This window comes from Pseudoclavibacter sp. CFCC 13611 (assembly GCF_008831225.1).
Taxonomy (GTDB): Bacteria; Actinomycetota; Actinomycetes; order Actinomycetales; family Microbacteriaceae; genus Pseudoclavibacter_A.
Genome location: NZ_WBKE01000001.1, coordinates 418,414 through 438,313, shown reverse-complemented (window position 1 = coordinate 438,313; position 19,900 = coordinate 418,414). Strand labels below are relative to the sequence as shown.

At 63.0% G+C, this 19,900-nt stretch carries 14 protein-coding genes; 2 read left to right on the top strand and 12 right to left on the bottom strand.

All coding sequences use genetic code 11. From position 1 onward, the window contains the following. Positions 1-9 precede the first annotated feature (9 nt). Positions 10-1,557, top strand: coding sequence for a carboxylesterase family protein (locus tag F8O08_RS01905; RefSeq protein WP_158042400.1), 1,548 nt, complete (start codon positions 10-12; stop codon positions 1,555-1,557). A 4-nt stretch (positions 1,558-1,561) separates the two neighbouring features. Here F8O08_RS01905 and F8O08_RS01900 read toward each other — a convergent pair whose 3' ends face one another. The 6 genes from F8O08_RS01900 to F8O08_RS01875 are packed head-to-tail and all read right to left on the bottom strand — an operon-like array spanning position 1,562 to position 8,507. Beyond that, positions 1,562-2,824: an amidohydrolase family protein gene (locus F8O08_RS01900; protein ID WP_158042399.1), complete on the bottom strand. Its 1,263-nt coding sequence runs from the start codon at positions 2,822-2,824 to the stop codon at positions 1,562-1,564. Continuing rightward, a complete protein-coding gene (locus F8O08_RS01895; protein ID WP_158042398.1) occupies positions 2,824-4,593 on the bottom strand; it encodes an FAD/NAD(P)-binding protein in 1,770 nt (589 codons plus the stop codon). The genes F8O08_RS01900 and F8O08_RS01895 overlap by 1 nt, the downstream gene beginning before the upstream one ends. Then, the gene (locus F8O08_RS01890; protein ID WP_225733530.1) at positions 4,590-5,411 is read right to left on the bottom strand and encodes an ABC transporter permease; all 822 of its coding nucleotides are present in this window, start codon (positions 5,409-5,411) and stop codon (positions 4,590-4,592) included. The genes F8O08_RS01895 and F8O08_RS01890 overlap by 4 nt, the downstream gene beginning before the upstream one ends. Continuing rightward, a complete protein-coding gene (locus F8O08_RS01885; protein ID WP_158042397.1) occupies positions 5,411-6,310 on the bottom strand; it encodes an ABC transporter permease in 900 nt (299 codons plus the stop codon). The genes F8O08_RS01890 and F8O08_RS01885 overlap by 1 nt, the downstream gene beginning before the upstream one ends. Then, positions 6,307-7,446, bottom strand: a complete 1,140-nt coding sequence (locus tag F8O08_RS01880; RefSeq protein ID WP_225733564.1) for an ABC transporter ATP-binding protein — start codon at positions 7,444-7,446, stop codon at positions 6,307-6,309. Before F8O08_RS01880 ends, F8O08_RS01885 begins: the two co-directional genes overlap by 4 nt. A gap of 5 nt (positions 7,447-7,451) precedes the next feature. Next, positions 7,452-8,507, bottom strand: a complete 1,056-nt coding sequence (locus F8O08_RS01875; protein ID WP_192497682.1) for an extracellular solute-binding protein — start codon at positions 8,505-8,507, stop codon at positions 7,452-7,454. Positions 8,508-8,819: 312 nt separating this feature from the next. On the opposite strand from F8O08_RS01875, the gene F8O08_RS01870 reads away from it, so the two are divergent. After that, the gene (locus F8O08_RS01870) at positions 8,820-9,521 is read left to right on the top strand and encodes a GntR family transcriptional regulator (protein WP_158042394.1); all 702 of its coding nucleotides are present in this window, start codon (positions 8,820-8,822) and stop codon (positions 9,519-9,521) included. A 118-nt stretch (positions 9,522-9,639) separates the two neighbouring features. Here the strand turns inward: F8O08_RS01870 and F8O08_RS01865 are convergent, their stop codons facing one another. From F8O08_RS01865 to F8O08_RS01840, 6 genes are all read right to left on the bottom strand, one after another. Continuing rightward, entirely contained in the window at positions 9,640-10,218 is a 579-nt protein-coding gene (locus F8O08_RS01865) for an excalibur calcium-binding domain-containing protein (RefSeq protein ID WP_158042393.1), read from the bottom strand. 148 nt (positions 10,219-10,366) lie between these two features. Further along, on the bottom strand, positions 10,367-12,316 hold the full coding sequence (locus F8O08_RS01860; RefSeq protein WP_192497681.1) for a helix-turn-helix transcriptional regulator: 1,950 nt from the start codon (positions 12,314-12,316) through the stop codon (positions 10,367-10,369). A 373-nt stretch (positions 12,317-12,689) separates the two neighbouring features. After that, the gene (locus tag F8O08_RS10775) at positions 12,690-14,003 is read right to left on the bottom strand and encodes a hypothetical protein (RefSeq protein ID WP_192496915.1); all 1,314 of its coding nucleotides are present in this window, start codon (positions 14,001-14,003) and stop codon (positions 12,690-12,692) included. A 127-nt stretch (positions 14,004-14,130) separates the two neighbouring features. After that, positions 14,131-15,426, bottom strand: coding sequence for a mannose-6-phosphate isomerase, class I (gene manA / locus F8O08_RS01850; protein WP_158038402.1), 1,296 nt, complete (start codon positions 15,424-15,426; stop codon positions 14,131-14,133). Between the two features lie 421 nt (positions 15,427-15,847). After that, positions 15,848-17,098 (bottom strand): C40 family peptidase, encoded by a 1,251-nt coding sequence (locus F8O08_RS01845; protein ID WP_192496916.1) that lies wholly within the window; start codon positions 17,096-17,098, stop codon positions 15,848-15,850. A gap of 449 nt (positions 17,099-17,547) precedes the next feature. Beyond that, positions 17,548-19,572, bottom strand: coding sequence for an amino acid permease (locus tag F8O08_RS01840; protein ID WP_158038404.1), 2,025 nt, complete (start codon positions 19,570-19,572; stop codon positions 17,548-17,550). Between the last annotated feature and the right edge of the window lie 328 nt (positions 19,573-19,900).

Genomic DNA, 19,900 nt, shown 5'->3' with positions numbered 1-19,900 from the left:
CATTGTCTCATGCCCGACCAGAGACAGCTGCCCACCACCGCGACGGTACGCCTCGACTCAGGCATGATCCGAGGGGTCTACGATGACGGAGTCTGGCAGTTTCTCGGCGTCCCCTATGCCGCTTCACTGGTGGGGAAAGCCCGGTTCGCGTATCCCGCAGAGGCATCGTGGAGCGGCATCCGCAATTGCCGCCGCTTCGGTGACATCGCGTTCCAGACGGCGACCGGTGGACACGTCGGTAGGTCTGTCGTCTCACAGCTTCGACAAGGTCCCGAGTGCCTGAACCTCAATGTGCGCGTCGACGCGTTGCACCCAGGTGAGAAGAAGCCCGTACTCGTCTGGTTTCACGGCGGCGGCCTGTTCGCAGGGTCGAACGCTGAGCCGAATATCACCACTGCGGCCTTCGCCCGCGAGGGCATCGTCGAAGTCACCGCGAACTCGCGACTCGGCATCTTCGGATACTTCGACTTTGGCGACGGTTCTGACCCGAACCGTGGTCTCCTCGACCAAGTGGCCGCACTCAAATGGGTGCAGCGCAATATCCATCTGTTCGGCGGCGACCCGGCGAACGTGACGATTGCGGGGCACTCCGCCGGCGGCTTCTCTGCGGCAGAGCTCATGGTGTCACCGGCGTCACAGGGACTCTTCACGAAGGTCTTTCTCGGCAGTGGCGCTTCGTCTGCCCGGCACCCCAGGTCGACCGCCGAGATGGTGCGGCGTGTCGTGGTCGATTCTGCCGACGTCCGGTCGCCCGCTCAGCTCACCGAGATGACGACGGAACGGCTGCTCGACGTTCAGGCACGTGGGATTGAAGAGTGCTATACACAGATGCCGCCTCAGTACGGCCGGGCCAGTGTGCTCGGGCTGCCGTTCGAGCACACGATAGCCGCAGGCACTGTGGTCACAGACGTGCCAGAGTCTCTGTCTGGTGGTGCCAGGCCAGACGTTCCTCTGATGATCGGCACCACAACAGGAGAGTGTGTGTTCCACGTCTCTCAGTTCGCCGAGAATCTCTCTTCGGCGGATGCCGCAGCGGCCTACGAGGGCATGGTGCGCCCGCTCGGGCTCAGTGGACGAGAAGTTGTTCACGCCTACTCCACGATGATGCCCTCTGCACGCCCTCGCGACCTCCTTGCGACGATCAACGCCGACCTGCGTTTCAACCTCGACAGCCTGCGTATGGCTCGCGCTCAGCAGCGATTCGCCCCGACGTATCGATTCGTGATCGGCACGTTTGACGAGCACGGGGTGGGCACTACGCCTCATGGAGCTGTCCAAGGCCACGCCTGGAGACAGAGTACTGGCAGACCCGTCGCTCTGAAACCGAAACAAGTGCCGTTCAACGATCAGACCGCGCAGTTCGTCCATTCGGCAGTGACCTCGTTCGTCATGACGGGCGCGCCCCGCTCGCAGACTCTGCAGGCTGGCGATTCGTCATATTCGTGGCCGAAGGCGAGCACCGCTGACGAGGTGATGCTGGTGACCCCGATCGGTCACGATATCGTCCACGACAGTGTGGCTGATCGACTGGCCTGGTGGGATCAGGCCGCGCACTGACCGGCTACCGTGCTGCACCCTCGATGCCGCGCAGCATCTTGACCCGCACCCCAAGAGGCGCCGGGCGCCCGGCGAAGACACGACCGCGAGCGAACACGCTCACCGGACGACGCAACGCTTCGAGATCCTGGGTCGGGTCGCCGTCGACCAACAGCAGATCTGCTCGGTGGCCCGAACGGATACGTCCGATCGGCTGCCCGAGGATGTCTGCCGCCACGTCGGTCGCGGCCCCCAAGGCTCGTTCCGGAGCCCAACCTGTCGCCTGCGCGATCAGCTCGAGTTCTTCAACGATCTCGCCACTCGTGTCTGTGCCCGTGGCGAGAGGAATCCCGTGGTCTGCTGACATACGCACGCTTTCGAGCAGGCGCGCGATGACATCGTCGAGAATCTGCCTTCCCAGCACCTCCTGCCCGATCAGCTGCAGCTGGTAGCCGATCGCGATCAGTCCGCTGATCGTCGGTACGTGAGCCGTGCCACGCTCGACCATGAGCTGCTGCGCTTCTTCATTCATGAAGGCGCCATGCTCGACCGTGTCGATGCCTGCCTGTACAGCGTTCAGAATCGCCTGTGTCGAGTAGGCGTGGGCTGCGGTGGGGCGATGGAACTGATGCGCAGTGCTGATCCCCGCAGCGAGTTCTTCGTATGTGAGCTCGGGGACACCGGGGTCTTCTTCGGGGTAGGTGCCGAGGCCACCGCTCGCCATGAACTTCACCACGTCGACTTTGTCTGTGAGGATGCTCCGTCGTACCGCGCGAACGACATCTTCCGTTCCGTCAGCGGCCTGGGCACCCCAGTTTGTGGCGTGTCCCCCAGTGATCGCAATCGGATCTCCACCGGTGAAGATGCGAGGCCCTGCGATGACCTCTTGTTCGACCGCTTTGCGCGCCGCGAGCGCTGTCGCCCCGGGAAGCCCGAAGTCTCGGACCGTCGTGACTCCGGAATGCAGGTGATCCGCCAGGTTGCGCGCAGTATGCAAAGCGAGATACTCGTTCGGCTCACGCATCAAGCGGTCGCTCTGGTCTTTGTAGCGCACCCCGGGCTCGTTCAGACGCAGTCGCTTTCGCGCGATGTGATCATGCATGTTGATCAGCCCTGGCAACAGCACAAGACCGTGTGCGTCGACGACGTCATCACCCGATTCTCTGTGCATCTGAGCCGTATCGTTCACCGCAGTGATGATGCCGTGCTCGATACTGACGTCTCCGCGCTCGATCACCCGATCGTCGACACGAGTGATCACGGTGGCGCCGTGAATGATGGTGCGCATTAGTGGCCTTTCAGGCTGTTGCGGATGTCTGCAGCGAGTTCTGCGGCAGAGGTGAAGATCGGATGATCGCCATCGCTGATCGGGCCGGCAACGGTGTTCCAATATGTGCCCTCTGTCGGAATGCCGAATGCGTAGAGCCCGCCCTGTCGAACGCCGTTCGGCCTGAGCACGGCACCGGTCGGCACCTCGACGCTGAGCCCGTGCAGGCTGCAGCCGTCGACTTCGTGGATACCGATGAGCCGTCGATCGATGAGGTCGCGCAGCAGCGGGCTCGCCGTGCTCTCGGGCGAGGAATCGGGCACACGAGCCTCGATGAGCATGTCAATGGCATGGGTGTGCACGACGGTGCTGTCACGAGTCACGACTGCTGGGGGCGCGAGCTGAACGGTGGGTGCTCCGACAAAGGTCAGCAGGCCCGCATCAGCCACGGCCAGAGTCTGTCTGATGCGCAGCATCGGTGGCCCCGTGGCGATGAATGACGCCAGACTGCGAAATCCGCCGTCGAGGTCGCGCAGGTACGATTCGCCGCGCAGTCGCAGCCCTGGCACCATTGCTCGCAGGCGGTTGCGAATGGGAGCGATTCGCTCGGCCACGCGTTGTCGGGGGTCAAGGCTGTGGCCGATCTCGACTGAGAGGTCGTCAAGACGCACCTCATCGGCAAGAAAGTCGCGAATGCGCTGATGAACGTCGGCACCCTCATAGACGCCCTCGAGTGTGCGCAGATCGTGCCATTCCTCGAACGGTCGCCGCACGAGGCGAGCGACCCGAACAGCTGCAGCCCGGTCGTCGGGTGACCACTGCGTACTGCGCCTGTCGAGTTCGCCGACTGCCTCGTCGAGTTCGCGTTCCAGCACCCCTCGAATAGCGGGCATCAGATCCCGTGCGAAGTCGGCCGACGTGCACTGACGAACGTCTTCGAAGGCATCAGTCAAACTCGCGCTCTCACTGGGTCGACCGCGAAACGTCCGCCCCCTCCCTAAAAAGGGCAGGCCGTGTCGCGAGCCGGCGAAGAGTCTGGGTTCTTTCCCGCTCGCCTGGTAGCCGTCACAGAAGCGACCGCCTCGCCGGGCGGTGACGAGGGCAAGCACGTCGAAGAAGCTCAGCCCCAGCCCCTCGAGATAGACCCGGGTACCAGCCGGGATCGAATCGAAGTGCTCCTGCGATGCATTCGCCGCCGCCACATAGCGGCGCCCGAGCGCTTGTCGACGTCGTCGTTGTTCGGGAGTCATCAGGCTCGGCGTATGACCGGTCGCCAACACGACGCATCGTGCATACTCTGCGTTCGTGGGCGAGCCGCTCAGCGTCACCCGCCAGCCCTGCTCACCCACCGGTTCGAGCCGCCTGGCGTCTGCCTGTGCGAAGGTGATCTCAAGCGTTCCGGCAAGGTCGCGTTCGATGCGCGCCAAGGACTGCTCCAGATACCGACCGAAATCACGCCGACGAGCGTAGCCGTCATAGGCGATCAGCTCGTCGTTCTGGCCTTGTGCCATCATCCACTGCGCCAGTGTCGGGCCTGCAGTGGGGTCGTGGGGATGTCGTGGATCGCAACGAGGAAAGATGCTCGTCACCGAGGCCGGCCCGTTCATGAGCAGTTCGGAAGCCTGTCGCGTACCCCAGACGGATCCAGAACCAGGGCTGCACGAGTCTATGACCAGCACGCGCAACGGTCCGCCCGTCTCCGTTCGCTGCCATAGGTCTCCGAGCTGCTGGAGCACGATCACCCCCCGTGGCCCGGCACCAATCACTGCGACGTCGTACGAAGAGGTCATGCTCGCAGCACCTTTCGCACATCGAGAATCCGATTGACCACGACCATCACGATGATCGACAAGAGAACAAGCAGCACGGAAAGCGCAGCCACCGTCGGATCGGCTTTCACTTCGACATAGTTGAGCAGTTCGACCGGCAGGGTCGTCGTATGACGGCCAGAGATGAACAGTGAGATCACGCTCTCGTCAAACGACACAAGAAAGCCGAAAATCAGTGCCGCAGTCACCCCGGGACGAAGAAGTGGCAAGGTGACGCGTCGCACGACGGTGAGTGGCCCTGCCCCAAGAACTCGTGCCGCATTCTCACTCGACACATCGGCGGTTTCGAGGCTGGCCATCACCGACCTGAACGTATAGGGCAGTGTAATGACCGCGTGCGCCAGCACGATGCCCCAGACCGAGTCAGTCAGCCTCCATTGCGAGAAGACCATGAGCAGCGCCAGTCCAAGCACGACGTGCGGCACGACGAGCGGCGAGGTCAGAAGGGCAATGACCGCACCGCTGCCCCGAGGGCGCCGCCGCAGGGCGAGAGCGGCAAGTGTGCCACATGCCGTCGCCGCGACAGCGACGATGGCTCCGACCAGCAGACTTGTGAGAAAACCCGAGAGGAAATCGCCTTCGGCAAACACCTTGGCATAGTTGGCAAAAGTGAACCCTTGCGCGGGAAACGCAAGAAAGCGTGAGGTGTCAAAGGAAATGATGACGACCACGATCAGCGGCGACCACAGAAAAAGGTAGCCGATCAGGGCTAGGACCCGCAGCGTCCACCCGGGCCGCATTCGGTCTGCGCCTGCTCTCGTGCGCCTCATCTGCGACATCAGCGTTCCTCCTCTGCGACGTGGCTCCCTGAAAGGCTGAGCACACGGCGTACCAGCGCAATCAGCAGCGTGAGCACGCCGAACAGTGCGAAGAGCAAAACGGACAACGACGCCGCCATCGGCCAGTTCACCGTGACCGTCGCCTCGTTGTAGATCTCGGTGGCGAGCACGAAAATGCGTCCACCGCCCATGATGCGCGGCGTGACGTATGCGCTGAGGCTCAGCACGAAGACGAGCATGAACGCCACTGCGACGCCCGGCATGCTCAGCGGCAGGGTGATGCGGCGAAAGGCGGTCCACGGTCTGGCTCCAAGCGTCTGTGCCGCCACTTTCAGCTGCCCGGACACTCGTCCGAACCCTGACGTCATCGTGAGCACGGCGTACGGCACATAAATCTCGACCAGAGCGATGACAATGCCACCGATCGATCCCATGAAGGGAATCGGCCCGAGCCCGAAAACCCCGAGCAGTGCATTGACCACGCCCTTGTTGCCCAGCATGATTGTCCATCCGAAGGTGCGCGCAACCGATGAGGTGAGCATAGGAGCAATCGCGAGAGCCATGAGCAGGTTGCTCGTCGCTGGTCGCACAGAGACGAGCAGCAACGCGATCGGGTAGGCCACCACAGTCGTGAACAGCGCGACCAAGACGCTGATGAGCAGTGTCGTGCCGATGACCTGCCAATAGTAGGGATCGGTGAAGGCCTGCGTCATGCTCCCGAGCGTGAATCCGCCATGCGGCAGCCCACTGGCACTCGGCACAGAGAACGCCATTCGAATCACGACAACCAACGGAATCAGGTAGGCGATGACGAGCAGAACCAGCGAGGGCAGCAACAGCCAGAGAGCCGTGCCTCTGCCCTGACGCACCGTGCCTGTTCGGGCAGTGAGAGCCGTCATCGAATCACCCACGCGTCATTCGGACGCCAGGTCACGCCGATGTGATCGCCCACACGCGGGTGATCAGTGCCGGGCACACTGAACTGTTCCGTGCGCAGCTCCACTCGATGCGGGTCTTCGCCCACAGCCATCACGGTCTGCACCAGCGATCCGGTGAAGGTGACCCGCGTCACCGTGCCATTGAGCCTGCCTGCATCAGCCGCGGTGACCTGCAGTCGGTGCGGGTGCACGGTGAAGACACCGGCCTTCCCCACGACGCCAGCCTCCCGACCCGCCTGTCCCGTGCCCGTCGCGCCGGGCAGCCGCCCGACACCAGGTACCGATACCTCGGCGATGCCACCGCGAGTGTCAACCAATGTGCCGTCAAGCACGTTGGTCTGACCAATGAACGTTGCGACGAAACGTGTCGTCGGGCGGTCGAACACGTCGTTTGGAGTGCCCACCTGTTCGACGTGCCCGTCAGACAGCACAGCGATTCGGTCTGAGACAGCCAGCGCCTCTTGCTGATCATGGGTGACGAACACCGCAGTGGTTCCAGACCGCAGCTGAGCGGCGCGAATCTCATCGCGCAGCTGGGTGCGCAGCGTCGCGTCCAGGTTCGAGAGTGGCTCGTCGAGCAAAAGGATGCTGGGGTCGATGACGAGAGCGCGAGCGAGTGCGACTCGCTGTCGTTGACCGCCTGAAAGCTCTGCGACCCCACGCCGCTCGACCGAGTCGAGACCGACGAGCGCCAGCACGTCATTCACCCGGCGTGCCCGTTCACTGGCCGTGATCCCGCGCATCTCCAAACCAAACGACACATTGCGGCCGACGCTCAAGTGAGGAAAGAGCGCATAGTCCTGAAACACCACGCCCATGTTGCGACGATGCACGGGCACCGGCGTGATATCACGGCCACCGACCAGAACGCGACCGCTGCTCGGCTGCAGCAGACCGGCGATCATTTGCAGGGTCGTCGTCTTCCCGCATCCTGAGGGCCCAAGCAGTGTGAGCATCTGTCCGTCTTCGACACAGAGATTGATGCCATCGACGGCGTGCCTTCCTGTTCGGCCGTAGGTGTATCGCAGGTCTTGCAATTCAAGCGCAGACGAGGTGCGTCCGAGCGCATGCACAGTCTCGCCAGAGGCGCGTTTCATCATGCTCAACGAGCCAGGACTTCTCGTTTGATGCGCTGAATCCAGTCGCTCTGCACAGTGCTGATGTAGGCCCAGTCCGGGAAGACGCCGCCATCAAGCTGACCGCCTTCAGGAGAAGCCGAGGCGGCACGCTCTTCAGCGCTCAGAGAGACGTTGCGATTCACCGAGCCGTAGTGCCCTTCACGGGCGAGTGCCGTCTGTGCCTCTGAACCGATCGCATAGTTCAGAAAGTCGAGCGCCTCTTCTTTCTGGGGTGCGTTCGACACCAGGTTGATGGTCGGTGTCAGCGCAACACCCGCGTTCTTCGGCACGACGACGCCGAGTGACGGGTTGTCGTTCGAGAATGCCTTGGCTCGGGCGTACCAGCCCAGTCCCAGCTGGGCAGATCCCGAGGCGACGGCCGAATACACGTCCGGCGTCGGCTGGAAGGTCTGCACCTGGCCTGCTGCGAGCTCCTTCAACTTGGCGATTTCCGGGTCGATGCTCTGCCGATAGTCATTGCCGTTTTCTTTGGCCAGGGCAGTGATCAGGCTGAGGCCAAAGGCGTTGTCGATGCTCATTGCGACCTGCCCCTGGTACTGGCTGTCCCAGAAGTCCTGCCACCCAGTCGGTGCGGGTGTACCGCTCTGCGTGTTGTACACGAGAGCCAACGAGTCAATGTAGATTGACGGGCCGAAGCCATCGGCGTTCTTCGCGAGATCAATCAGATCTGCCGTGTTCGGCACCTCGTCAGCGGGCAGCTTCTCGAAAATCCCCTGCTTGTTGGCGTCGCCCTGGGCCGATTTGTCGACAAGCGCAAGGTCGTAGGTCTGGTTGGCAGCGGCACCAGAGACCTGCCCGATTGTCTCTGCCGACGTCGACTTCTGCTCATAGTCAATCTTGACGTTCGGGTGCGCGTCTTCATACGGCTTGATCACCAGGTCTTGGAACTGGTCTGAGAACAGTCCGGGAAAGCCGATCACAGTAACCGTGGTCTGGTCGGTATTCGCGCTGCAGCCGGCCAGCAGACCGGTAGCAAGAGCAGCTGTCACCCCAAGGGCGAGAATTCTGGTGATTTTCACGGTGATGCTTTCTATTGAGTGACGTCTGTGATGCTTCATGCCGCGCCGCGCAACCTCGCTGGGCGACTTCCGGAGCCACCCTAATCGACGAACGGCGAGGTGACGAGTGATCTCACTGGGCCATGATCTGCGTGCGACTCGACCGAGACGCAGACGCAGAAATGCGCGGGAAACGTCAGAGCACTCGGACTGCGCGGCAGCGACCGGAGCGGCAATGCGCGGTATTTCTCTCTGTGTCGTCACCCGCCGACTTCACACGTGCAGACAGGTAACATAGCGTCACATTGTCTGGCCACATCGTTCAGGAGGGTCATGTCTCGCCCACTCGCATTGCGCCACGCCTATGCGATTCTTCGCGCGGCCGTCAACAGCTATCGCTTTCCGCAGCATCGCGGCAACTCGTTCTCAGAAGAAGAAGTCATGCACTATCTGCAGGCCAGCCGCACCGAGACCCGTGAAGCCCTTGACCGCCTCACAGCCGAAGCCATTCTGAAACGAGCGCCGCGCCGTGGAACGACAGTGGAACAGCGGCCTGTGGCCTGGTCGCTGACCGACGGTCTCAATGCGGGAGGCCGCCCACCCGTGCGCATCGAGAAACTCCAGTCGGGCCTCATCGATGCCACGCCAGCGTTGCAGGATGTGTTCTCCGGTGCTCTGCAGATCAATACCCGTGACGAAGTCTTCTTCGTGAATGATCTTCGCATCTGTCTGCGCACGACGTATTGGCCTGACGGTCTGTCTGAGAGACCCGTCATTCTGCCGTACAACAATCGGCGCCTCACAGAGAGCTTCGAGACTTCGTACCGACGGAGTTTCGGACATCTCGAGTCAACGCTCACAGCCATCGCTGCCGACCGACGTCAGGCGCACGTTCTCGACACCGACATTGGCGAGCCCCTGCTCTGGCGTCAGACGACTCTGTACGATCGGGCAAACGTCATCTGCGAGCTCAGTCATTCCTTCTATCTCGCCCACAGCATGTACTTCGACCTGGTCGACACGCAAAACCCGTAGCACTCACACACACCGCGAGCCGCACAGAGCCAGGTGAGGCTGCACGGTGAGTCGTTCTCCCGCCCGATGGTTCGAGCAGAGTCTGGTGAATCCCTGGTGCTCGCCGGTCATTCGAGAGTCACTTCTCACACGCAATGCCGTCGCGATCGCGATCGAGCTGGTACGAGTACCCGGGCTGCCCCTCATACAACGGAGCTTTGCCCGCTTGCTTCACCGCTGTGCAGTTCGCATAAGAGACGTCGCCACCGCCCGACGATGACCCTGTGCCCGCGAACCCGCGCGGCTGAGCCGCTTGCTCGGCTTTTGCTCGCTCCTCAGCCTGCCGCTGCTCTTCGGCAACGCGGGCCGACTCAGCTTCGCGGGCCTGACGCACCCGCTCTGCCTCTGCAGCCTCCGCGTCTTTGCGCTGCTGCTCTTCGGCCTGTTTGCGCTCATTTTCAACCCGCTGATCGTGAGCTTCCTGCTCTTGGCGCACGCGTTCAGCCTCGGCTGCCTGCGATGCCTCGGCATCCTTGCGTGCTTTCTCATCGGCCTTCTGCTGTTCCTGCTCAGCCTTCTGCGAAGCCTTCACCTCTGCCTGGTCTGCATCATCAGATGACTCGAGACACCCTGAGAGCAGCGTGCCCGACAGCAGCAAGGCGAGTACCATGCCCGCGACTCGTGTGCTTCGGCTCTTCGTTGCGCCTGGCTTCGCCATGGTTCTCCCCTATTGGTTCGCTGTGAACACCTTGGCAATCAAACCATATGGGGGCAGAGCACGGCAATGCGGGTTCGTCTCGGTTTGGGCACTACCCGAGCGGCAGTCTCAGCAGCTGGCCCGCCTACATGCCTCAGGGCGACCCCGGTCAGCGCAGCAGACCACGTTCAGCAGCCACCGTCAACAGCTCTTCCCTGTTGTGCACGTCAAGCGCCCGGTAGAGCCGCTGAACATTGCTTTTGACGGTATTCGTCGACACATGCAGCTCTTTCGCTATCTCGCTGTTGGGCCGACCCTGCGCCATGAGGTGTACCAGATGCAACAGCGTCGGCGGCAGCTTCGGCCGAGGCCGCGCATCGGGAATCAACGAGTTCGGGGCTGCCATCTCACACGCCGCATAGAGCGGTGCCATGAGGTTGCCCGGAACGACGGCCAGCGAGCGTCGCCCGCCCTGCAGATCTGCGATGGCGGCAGCCTCCCGCAGCATCGACTGCGCCTCTGCGCTGCGCCCTGTGTACCATGCTGCGCATGCGGCAAGCGTCATCGCTTCAGCACGAGCGAGCGGGCCGAGCAAGTCGAAGGCCAGAATCTTCGCAGACAGATCAGCAGCCTCATGAAACTCTCCGGCGTACAACGCCAGGCGGGCACGCGTCGGCAGGGCGATCAGAGCGTCAGGCGCAATGAGGCGGCCGGCCAACGCATGTGCCGCCCCCAGATGACGAGCAGAGATCATCGTCTCGATCTGACAGATCATGACGATCTGAGCCGGCATTTCGTCGGCTGCGGGCAGCAGGGGGCGAATCTCCTCGAGAATCGCCGTCAGCAGGCTCGGCACGCCAAGCACCTGTGCCGCGCGACGATAGGCCAGCAGCAGGAACGGCCAGAGTTCGTCATGCCAATAGGCTGGAGCCTGGGTGAGACCGATCAGCCGTTCGACTTCATCCCGGTCCAGACGTTCGGCGGCGATGAAGAGCGCCGCCGTATACTCACCGCAGCGCACCATCTCGCGAATGCGTCCGGTCGGCTCGGGCAGCGTGCGCAGACGACGCAGATGTCGGTCGGCGGCCACCAAATCGCCCATGAGCACACGCGTGACGGCGAGTTTGCTCTCGGCATCGCGACACAGCATGCGGTCACCGGCACAAGTGGCGATCTGCCGTGCAGCTTCGAAGTCTCGGGCGGCCGTCGCATAGCGCCCGGCGAGCAGAGCAGACAGACCGGCATGCAGCCGAGATATCGCGGTCGTGCTGGTTCGCAGGGGTTCAGCGACGCGGTCGCTCTCGGCGAAGCTCTGCTGCAGGCGCAGAACCAGGATGCTGCTGAGCACACGAAGTTCTCGTGACGGCGAGCGGGTGAACTCTTCGAGTTCGCTCACCACAGTGCTGTCTGCATTCGTGACGGGCACTTTCGCCTGTACAGCGAGAAAGGCTCGACAGAACATCAGATCGGGGTGAGTGGTCTGCACCTCAGTCGGCAGGGCTCCGAGTGCGCGGTACATCAGACTGGGCACTTCACTGGTCAGGGAATAGAGGTTCGGCCGCAGCACCTCGATCATGCCGGCGATGTCTTCGTCTTCGAAGGCCTGCTGCAGCCGTGTTGCGGGAGGTTGCTCCGTCTTCTTCATCGCCTCGCGGATGCGCTGCATGTTGTGCTCGTACGTCTCGGGATGACGTCGCAGGCATTCCTGTCGGGTGACTCTTCGCAGCGCCGCAGGAATCCGGCCGATGACAGTGACGTCGTCGTCATCGGCCAGAATCAGCCCGTTGGAGATCATGCCTGCGAGCAGATCAGGAAAGTCGTTGTCGGGCCAGAGTTCGACGGCCAGACTGTGTGTCAGCGCGACCGGCAGGGTCATGGCGGCGAAGAAGTCGATCTCACGCTCAGAGAGATGCAGATTGGTGAGCACGCCCAGTGCCGCGTCATCGACAGTACCGGCGGCACGACTGCGACCGAGCACGACTTCGACGACTGGCCTCAGCAGACCGGCCTCATCTGTCACACGCTGGGCGAGCTCAGAGTCATTGTCTACGAGGGCCAGCAGCTCTGCAGCATCAAGCAGTGGCGCTCGCGGGGGATCAATGCCTGCCGAAATCGCCACGCAACCACCCATCCGCATCGCTTGAGGCCGAAGCTCCCCGCATACTCACATCGTTCACCGAGAAAGACGAATTCCGGCCGCACAAAACCGAGCGCACACCGGAGATACAACCAGTATCATCCCCATCCCCCGTCGGCGCAAATTCACCCTACAGTTCACCCCCAGTGACGCAAAGTTCCAGCGCTGTTGACGGTTTCGTGCGTTTGGTCGCAGACGCATGGCCCGCTCCGTGCTGCGCGTGCAGCCGGCAACGGACGTCTGCCGTCTCAAAGGATGAAGAGGGTGACTACTCAGTCGTTCGTTCAGTGTGTTGACGCCCGCGTGTCGACGGCAATGCCCCATCGCGAACCTCTGCCCCCCCCCACCGCGAACCTCAGAACGAGCTGAAATCGAGCTGCGGTGTGCCGTCTGCGCCGATCGACACCGGCACGACCGTGGTGTAGTCGAACACCCCGGTGTTCACCCGGGAGTCATCGCGCCAGTCGTCCTCGTCTTCAAAGCGCCACTTATAGTCGATGTGCATGTCGCCGCCGGTCAGCACGACCGATCCAGCGGTCGAGCCATTGGCCTTGTCAGCGCTGCTCTGGCCGCCCTGGCCGCTCTGGCCGCCCTGGCTACTCTGGCCGCCCTGGCCGCCCGGCACCTGCCCCGAGCTCGACGAGCCGGCCCAGCCGCCAGATCGGGAAGACTGCTGCCCCGTTTCGTCTGTGAAGGTGATCGTCGGCTGGCCCGACCAGGATCGGCGTATGCCAGTGACGGCATACGAACCCGGGTCACTCATCTTGAGATGCTTGCAGCCCTCTGGCTCGAACTTGTCAGACTGCATGCATTCGGCGATGCGGCTCTTCACCTGATTGATCGCATAGTCGCGCCCCTGCTGCGACCAGGTCTCCGTGAACGCCACCGAACCGGCGTCCCCATCACCGGAAGTGAACGCTTTGACCGTTACCGGGTCGCCGAAAGTCACATACTGGCTGTTCTGCCTCGGGGCGAAGGTGTACGCCCCCGGCAGCACCGAGATCTCGTCAGCGCTGCCGAGCTCCACTTTCACACCGTTGACCGTGTCGACTGCCTCTGGCGAGCTCACAGTGATCTTCTGCATGCCTCCATCGGCGAATGCCCAGTCGTCGAAGATGACGGCCTGATTCCCGCGCTTCTGCAACGTGATCGTGACCGGGTAGCTCTTGGAATCGATGGTGAGGTCGGCGCTCACCGTTGCGGTATCGCCTGAGATGGCCGTGCCGTCGATTGTGAACGCTGTCGGCCTGGCCGAGGATGCGCCGAAGACCTCTGAGGTCAGCAGCGCACGCTGATCGGTGCTCAAGTTGGGCCGGTACAGTTCGAGCGCGTGATCGACGTCGCCGTCGACCACGGCCTGCAGGTATGCCTTAGCACGTGCCTCGGGGCCGTAGGTGGAGCTGTTGCCGACCGCACGTGTGATGAAGCCGGCGGCGACCAACAGGCCGATGCAGACCATGGCAATGATGATGACGATCCAGCGACGCTTCTGCCTGCGGCTCTGCTGCTGCAGCTCACTGGAGCTCAGCGCGCCAACGACTTCGCCCTGGCTCCACGCGCCGTTCCCGTTCCAGCCTGCGCCCTCGGGCGCCACGGGTGCCTGCGGCAGCCGTGGCGGCGGCGCGCTCTGCGGTCGGGCAGTGTTCAGTCGTTCGTTCTCGGGCATCATGTGTCACTCCCCTTTTTGCGCATACATACAAGCGGCGCTCGAGCAGCGACGCTCGGCTGCCGAATACCGACGTCGCCAGCCTACTCAACAGCGCACACAGCGCCGACCGACGCCTTGTCGCGACTGATCAGCTGTCGCGTCCGGCGACCACCACAGTGGCGTGCCCCTGCTCCGGAGCCACGATATGCAGCTCGCGGGCGTCTACCAGCGCTGCAGCCTGCCCCTCGCCCACCGTCAGCTGCGCACCGTCTGCGTCGCGAATGAGCAGCCGCCCGTCGCCGTGGTGGTGCATCACATAGGCGATGTCTCCGTCGTGGAACGGTACGCGTGCGCGCTGCCCGTCGCTCACATGCGTGAATGTGAGCCGCAGCCCGGCCCCTTCGGCCTGCACCTCGACGACGTCGTTCTTGTGGTACTCATACAGGTGCTTGGGCGCAGACGGCTCGAAGTCCAACACCTTGAGAAACTCGTGGTCGTCGACGTGTTTCGAGGTGAGACCGGCACGCAGCACGTTGTCGCTCGGCCCCATGAGTTCGAGACCGGTGCCGTGCAGGTAGCAGTGCGGCGTGCGCGGTCGAAGATAGATCGACTGGCCGCGTTCGAGGGTCTCGTGGCGCAGCAAGAGCCCGAACGGCACGCCGCGGTCTCCCGGGTAGTGCTCGTCGAGCCGACGCAGCACCTCGTCGCGTTCGTTCGCGCAGACTCCGAACCCGCCCATGAAGCGAATATGCATCTGATTCGCCAACGCACGTCCGAACGCCGCGTCGTCCTGCAGCATCCACCGCACGGCAGCCTCGATGGGGTCGGCTTCGACCAGCGCATGCAGCAGCTCAAGCCAGATGATCTCTTCGGCGCGAGACTGGCAGCTGCGCAGAATCAGCTCGACGTCGGCGATCACGGCTTCGGGGTCTCGAAAGCCTGCGAGCAGATCGAACGACTCGCTCAGGGCGTAGACCATCTCAGGCTTGGCGTTCGGGTCACGGTAGTTGCGCACAGCGGCCGTGAGCGGCACGTTCATCGCATTCTCAAGCACGAACCCCTCGTTCGCCTGTTCGGCGTCTGGGTGCACCTGCACGCTCAGCGGGCGATCAACCGCGAGCAGTTTGAAGAGGTAGCCGATGTCGGCAGGGCGCCCGAGCTGCTGCAGCGCCTCAGAAAGCGTCTCACCCTCATGCGGGCCGTCCACGACGACAGACGGCCAAGTGGGGTGTGTGCCCAGCCAGAGCTCGGCTTCGGGCTCAGCCACGACCGGCATCGGCGCGGAAGACTCTGCTGCCGATGCTGTCGGCGCCGCCGAGACCTCGCTGGCCACGAAGGCGCCTGCGCTGTGGAATCGCCGAGAGGGAACACCTCGCAGACGCGCTATGCCGCCGGGCGTGCCCCAGTCATAGTCGCGTGGCTCGTTGTCGATCAGCAGTGACATCAGAAGTCATCGTATCGTGCATGCCCGTATGACGCTCGCCGCTGTCGGCGATGCCCGTCCGAACGGTCGATCACATGCATGCCGACGATTGGGGTGAACATGCCGGGCGCGCCGAGGTGAGAATGCCGAGCGCGCTCAGGTGATTTCTCAGGGTGAAATTACTCTGAGGCTGCCGAGCATGAAGAGGCCCGAGACTCCGGTCGGGGGGGGTGACACAGAATCTCGGGCTGCTCATTATGGTAGCGGGTTCCGGGCAATACGTCTTCCTCAGAGCCTCATTTCTTATGAATCTGATAGAAAAATAGCCTGAGCTCCGCAGAATTCTCACCATATGCGGAATTTCGGCCAAGCCCCGATCTGATTCTCGCCCCCTGTAGCCGCCACGCCCCAGCTGCCGCCCGGCCGAGATGGCGTTCGAAGATCAGAAGCGCAGGAAGGTAGGGGTGCCACCCATGAACGACAGCGGCGTTACACGAACCACATCGCCCGGCTGAACTGCGTGAATGATCTTGCCGCCACCGAGATAGATGGCGACGTGCCCCGGCCACCAGATGATGTCACCGGGCTGGGCCTGCCCCTGTGAGATGACCCGACCGGCTGAACGCTGCGCACCGGAGCTGTGCGGAACTGATATTCCCGCTGCTGCATAGGCGAGCATCGTCAGCCCCGAGCAGTCCATGCCAGAACGCGAGGCGGCGCCCCAGACGTAGGGCACACCTTGGTACGCCAGCGCCGCACTGACGATCGTTGCGCCTCTTGACCCGCTGCTGCTCGGAGCAGGAGAGGTCTGTGAGGGCTGTGGGGTAGCTGCAGGCTGTGAAGGCTGTGGGGTGACTGCAGGCCGTGCAGCCGGAGTCGGAGCAGGTGCTGCAGCCGCCGGAGTCTGAGCAGGTGCTGCAGACGCCTGAGTCGGAGTAGACGGTGCCGCCTGCTGACGAACCGGGGCCGCAGCTTTACTCTCTTCAGCCGACTGATCGCCTGCCTGCACCGGGGCGAGTTTCGCGGCCTGAGCCTGGCGCTGCTGGATCAGCGCCTGTCGCTCTTGTTCGACGCGCTCTTCGCGCTCACCGCGAAGCGTCGCCTGTTGAGCGGTCAGATCGGCCACCAATGACGTCTGCGAGGTGAATCGGCTGTAGGCGTCGTTCTGCGCCTGGAGTAGCGCAGTCGAACGCTGCTGATACTCGTCTGAGAGACTCTGGAGTGCATCCTGCTGCGCCTGCACCTGCGCCGCCAGCGACTCGGCCTGCTGCGCATCAGCCTGCGCCTGCGCCATCGCGTCGTTGTATCGGTCACCGAGCTGCCCAAGACTCGAAACGCGAGACAACGCCGAGTCAACATCTTGCACACCCGAGATCGCGCTCATGCTCCCCAGGCCGAACCCTCCGGTACGTGACAGCTGCACTGAAATCGTGCCCACATATGACTTGGACTGCTCTGCCTTCTCACGTGCGGCATCCGCCTGAAACTGCAGATCGACAAACCGATTGACGACATCTGCGAGCTTGGTCTGTACTTCGCCTGCAGCGCTTTGCGCCTGCGTTGCCTGAGCCTGAGCATCTTGGAACTGCGCATCGAGCGCAGAGAGGCTCGCCTGCACACGCTGTGCGAGGTCTGCCGTTTTGCTCTCGTCACCTTTGGCGGCATTGATCTCATCCCATGAGGGAGTCTGCACGCTGTTTTCATCTGCATAAGCGGGAGTGATCACACCAAATGCCGAAGTCTCAGGAATGGGGGTCAGCGACAGAGTCGCGAACAGACCGACTGACAGAACACCGACAACAAGCTGGTTCTTCATGTACCCTGACAAACCTCTCATTACGTGTACGTACGTCAACCAACCGCTGCACACAGTCTGCATTCAACTGCTTCGAGCGCCTGAAAATGACTACAACGCCATTAGTCTAGACAGTCCCGAACGACAAGCTCAAAGGCGGCGTGTCGAAAAAGTTTCACGTTGAGATTGAGGGTTAACGGTTCTGAAGAGGTGCTTTCGCCGCCTGGACGCACAGACCACTCGCGCGCCGATGGCGGACGCGCGGCGCCGTCACTGTCACATTGCCACCATCACCGTCACCGCTCCAGAAGCGAGATCTCGCCGCGAAGTGGCGTGCACAGGCACTTCTATGCGAACAGAGTTACCACGTGCACGATGCCCACCACGACCGCGACGGCCGCAGTGGAGTATCCGACGCACAGCGAGGCGAGCAGGGTGCGCGATGCCCCGCTGGCCACATGAAGATGCTGCGAAACCACAGCACCCGTCGACTCCGCCGCGGCCAGCGCCACCCGCTCATCATGGTTCTTCTCAGCACGGTGCAGCGCCACGTGCGAGACGACCAGCCCCGGAATGGCCGACAGCAGCACCGCCCAGACGAGCACTCCGGTCATGCCTGCCGCAGTCAGCATCCCGGTAAAGAGCCCCACTACGATGACGAGCACGAGCGCAGCGGCGAGCCAGGTGAGCACAGCGCCGGCTGCGGTGATTGCGCTCGAGCTCGCCTTGTCATCGGCGGATGCAGCAGCCGAGTCCGCCTCCCCCGTCGCATCCGCGGCCGCGCGCGTGCGGTCGGCGACATCACCGGCATCCGCCGCATCTGACTCGGCCGACTCTTCGACGGGCAGCGCCGAGGCAGGCGCGAGCAGAGCATTCTCAGCATGGCGCAGGGAGCCGAGGCCGCCCTCGAGACGCACGCGGGAGTGCCTGTAGCTGTACCCGAAGTAGAGCGCGAGGCCGACCAGCAGCCACACCACGAAACGCAGCCAGGTCTCGATCGCGAGGTTCATCATGAGCCAGATGCACAGAACACCCGAGATGATCGGCAGAGTCGGCGACCAGGGCACGCGGAATCCACGAGGCACATCGGGGTAGCGCTTGCGCAGCACCGGCACGGCGAAGCTCACCAGTACGAACGCGCTCAGCGTGCCGATGTTGATCATCTCGCTCAGCTCGTTCACGTCGCCGAGGCTCGCGATGACGGCGACGATGATTCCGCAGCCGATCTGCAGCCGGGCCGGCGTGCCGCGCTTCGAAGTGTGCGAGATGGCGCGAGGCAGCAGACCGTCGCGACTCATCGCGAAGACGATGCGGGCTAGGCCGAGCAGCAGCACCATGATGACCGTGGTGAGCCCGACCAGGATGCCGATTGTGATGAACGTGCCCACCCAGTTCGCACCCACGATCTGGAACGCGGTCGCGAGACTCGGCTCAGGCTGCTCGGCCATTTCACGAAAGCTGACCATGCCGGTGACGACGATGGTGACCGCGATGTAGAGCAGCGACACGAGACCGAGACCGCCGAAGATGCCGCGCGGCAGGTTGCGTTGCGGGTCTTTGGTCTCTTCGGCCGTGGTCGCGACGATGTCAAATCCGATGAACGCGAAGAATACGAGTGCGGCGGCGCCAAGCAGACCGTAGGCCCCATAACGGGTGGGGTCGGCACCGATCATGAAGCTGAAGAGCGACTGATGCATGACGTCTGCGGCTCCGCTGCCGCCGGCGGTGGGCTCGCTCGGTGGCAGGAACGGCACGAAGTTTGCGGCTTTGACGTAGAACGCCCCGGCAAGCACGATGAAGATCGTGATGCCGACTTTGATGACGGTGAAGATGTTGTTGACTCGTGTGGTGAGCTTCGTGCCGACCACGAGCAGCGTGGTGAAGATCGCGACGATGACGATCGGCGGCCAGGATGCGGTGAACGGGCCGACCTGCACATCCGTGGGAATATCCCAGCCGACGAACTCGAACACGTTTCGCACGTAGATGCCCCAGTACTTCGAGATGACCGAGGCGGCCATCAGCATCTCCAGGATCAGATCCCAGCCGATGATCCAGGCGATCAGTTCGCCCATGGTGAGATACGAGAAGGTATAGGCCGAACCCGAGACGGGCACAGCCGAGGCGAACTCGGCGTAGTTCATCACGGCCAGGCCGCAGATCGCCGCAGCGATCACGAACGAGATGATGACCGCCGGGCCCGCGTAGTTGGCCGCCGCCTGCGCACCGACCGAGAAGATGCCCGCACCGACCGCGACCGCGACGCCCATGACCGCGATGTCCCAAGCGGTGAGCTCGCGTTTGAGCTGCCGTTCCGGATCTGCGAGATCCTCGTTGACCTGTGTGATCGTCTTGCGCGCGAAAAGACTCATTGCTGAGTCACATCCTCTCTTTGTGCCGGTGGCGGGCTGGGGCCCGGGCGGCTGTGGTGCTGTGGTGCGCTGCAGTGTGCTGGTGCGCTGCAGTGTGCTGGTGCGCTGCAGTCGTGATTCGGGCGATTCCTCCTGCGATCGAACGCAGGGGTCGGTGTCGCTGCTCCGCAGGTCGCTGGATCTTCTCGGATCGTGACCCGCACATCCGTATTTCTTCTGCCTTGTGGGCTGCCGACGCCGCACCTTTCAACCGCCGACTGTATGCCTTATGAGCCGCTGGTCGGGGTGGATGCGTGCCAATGCCGCCAATAGTTTAGTCATGCTGTGG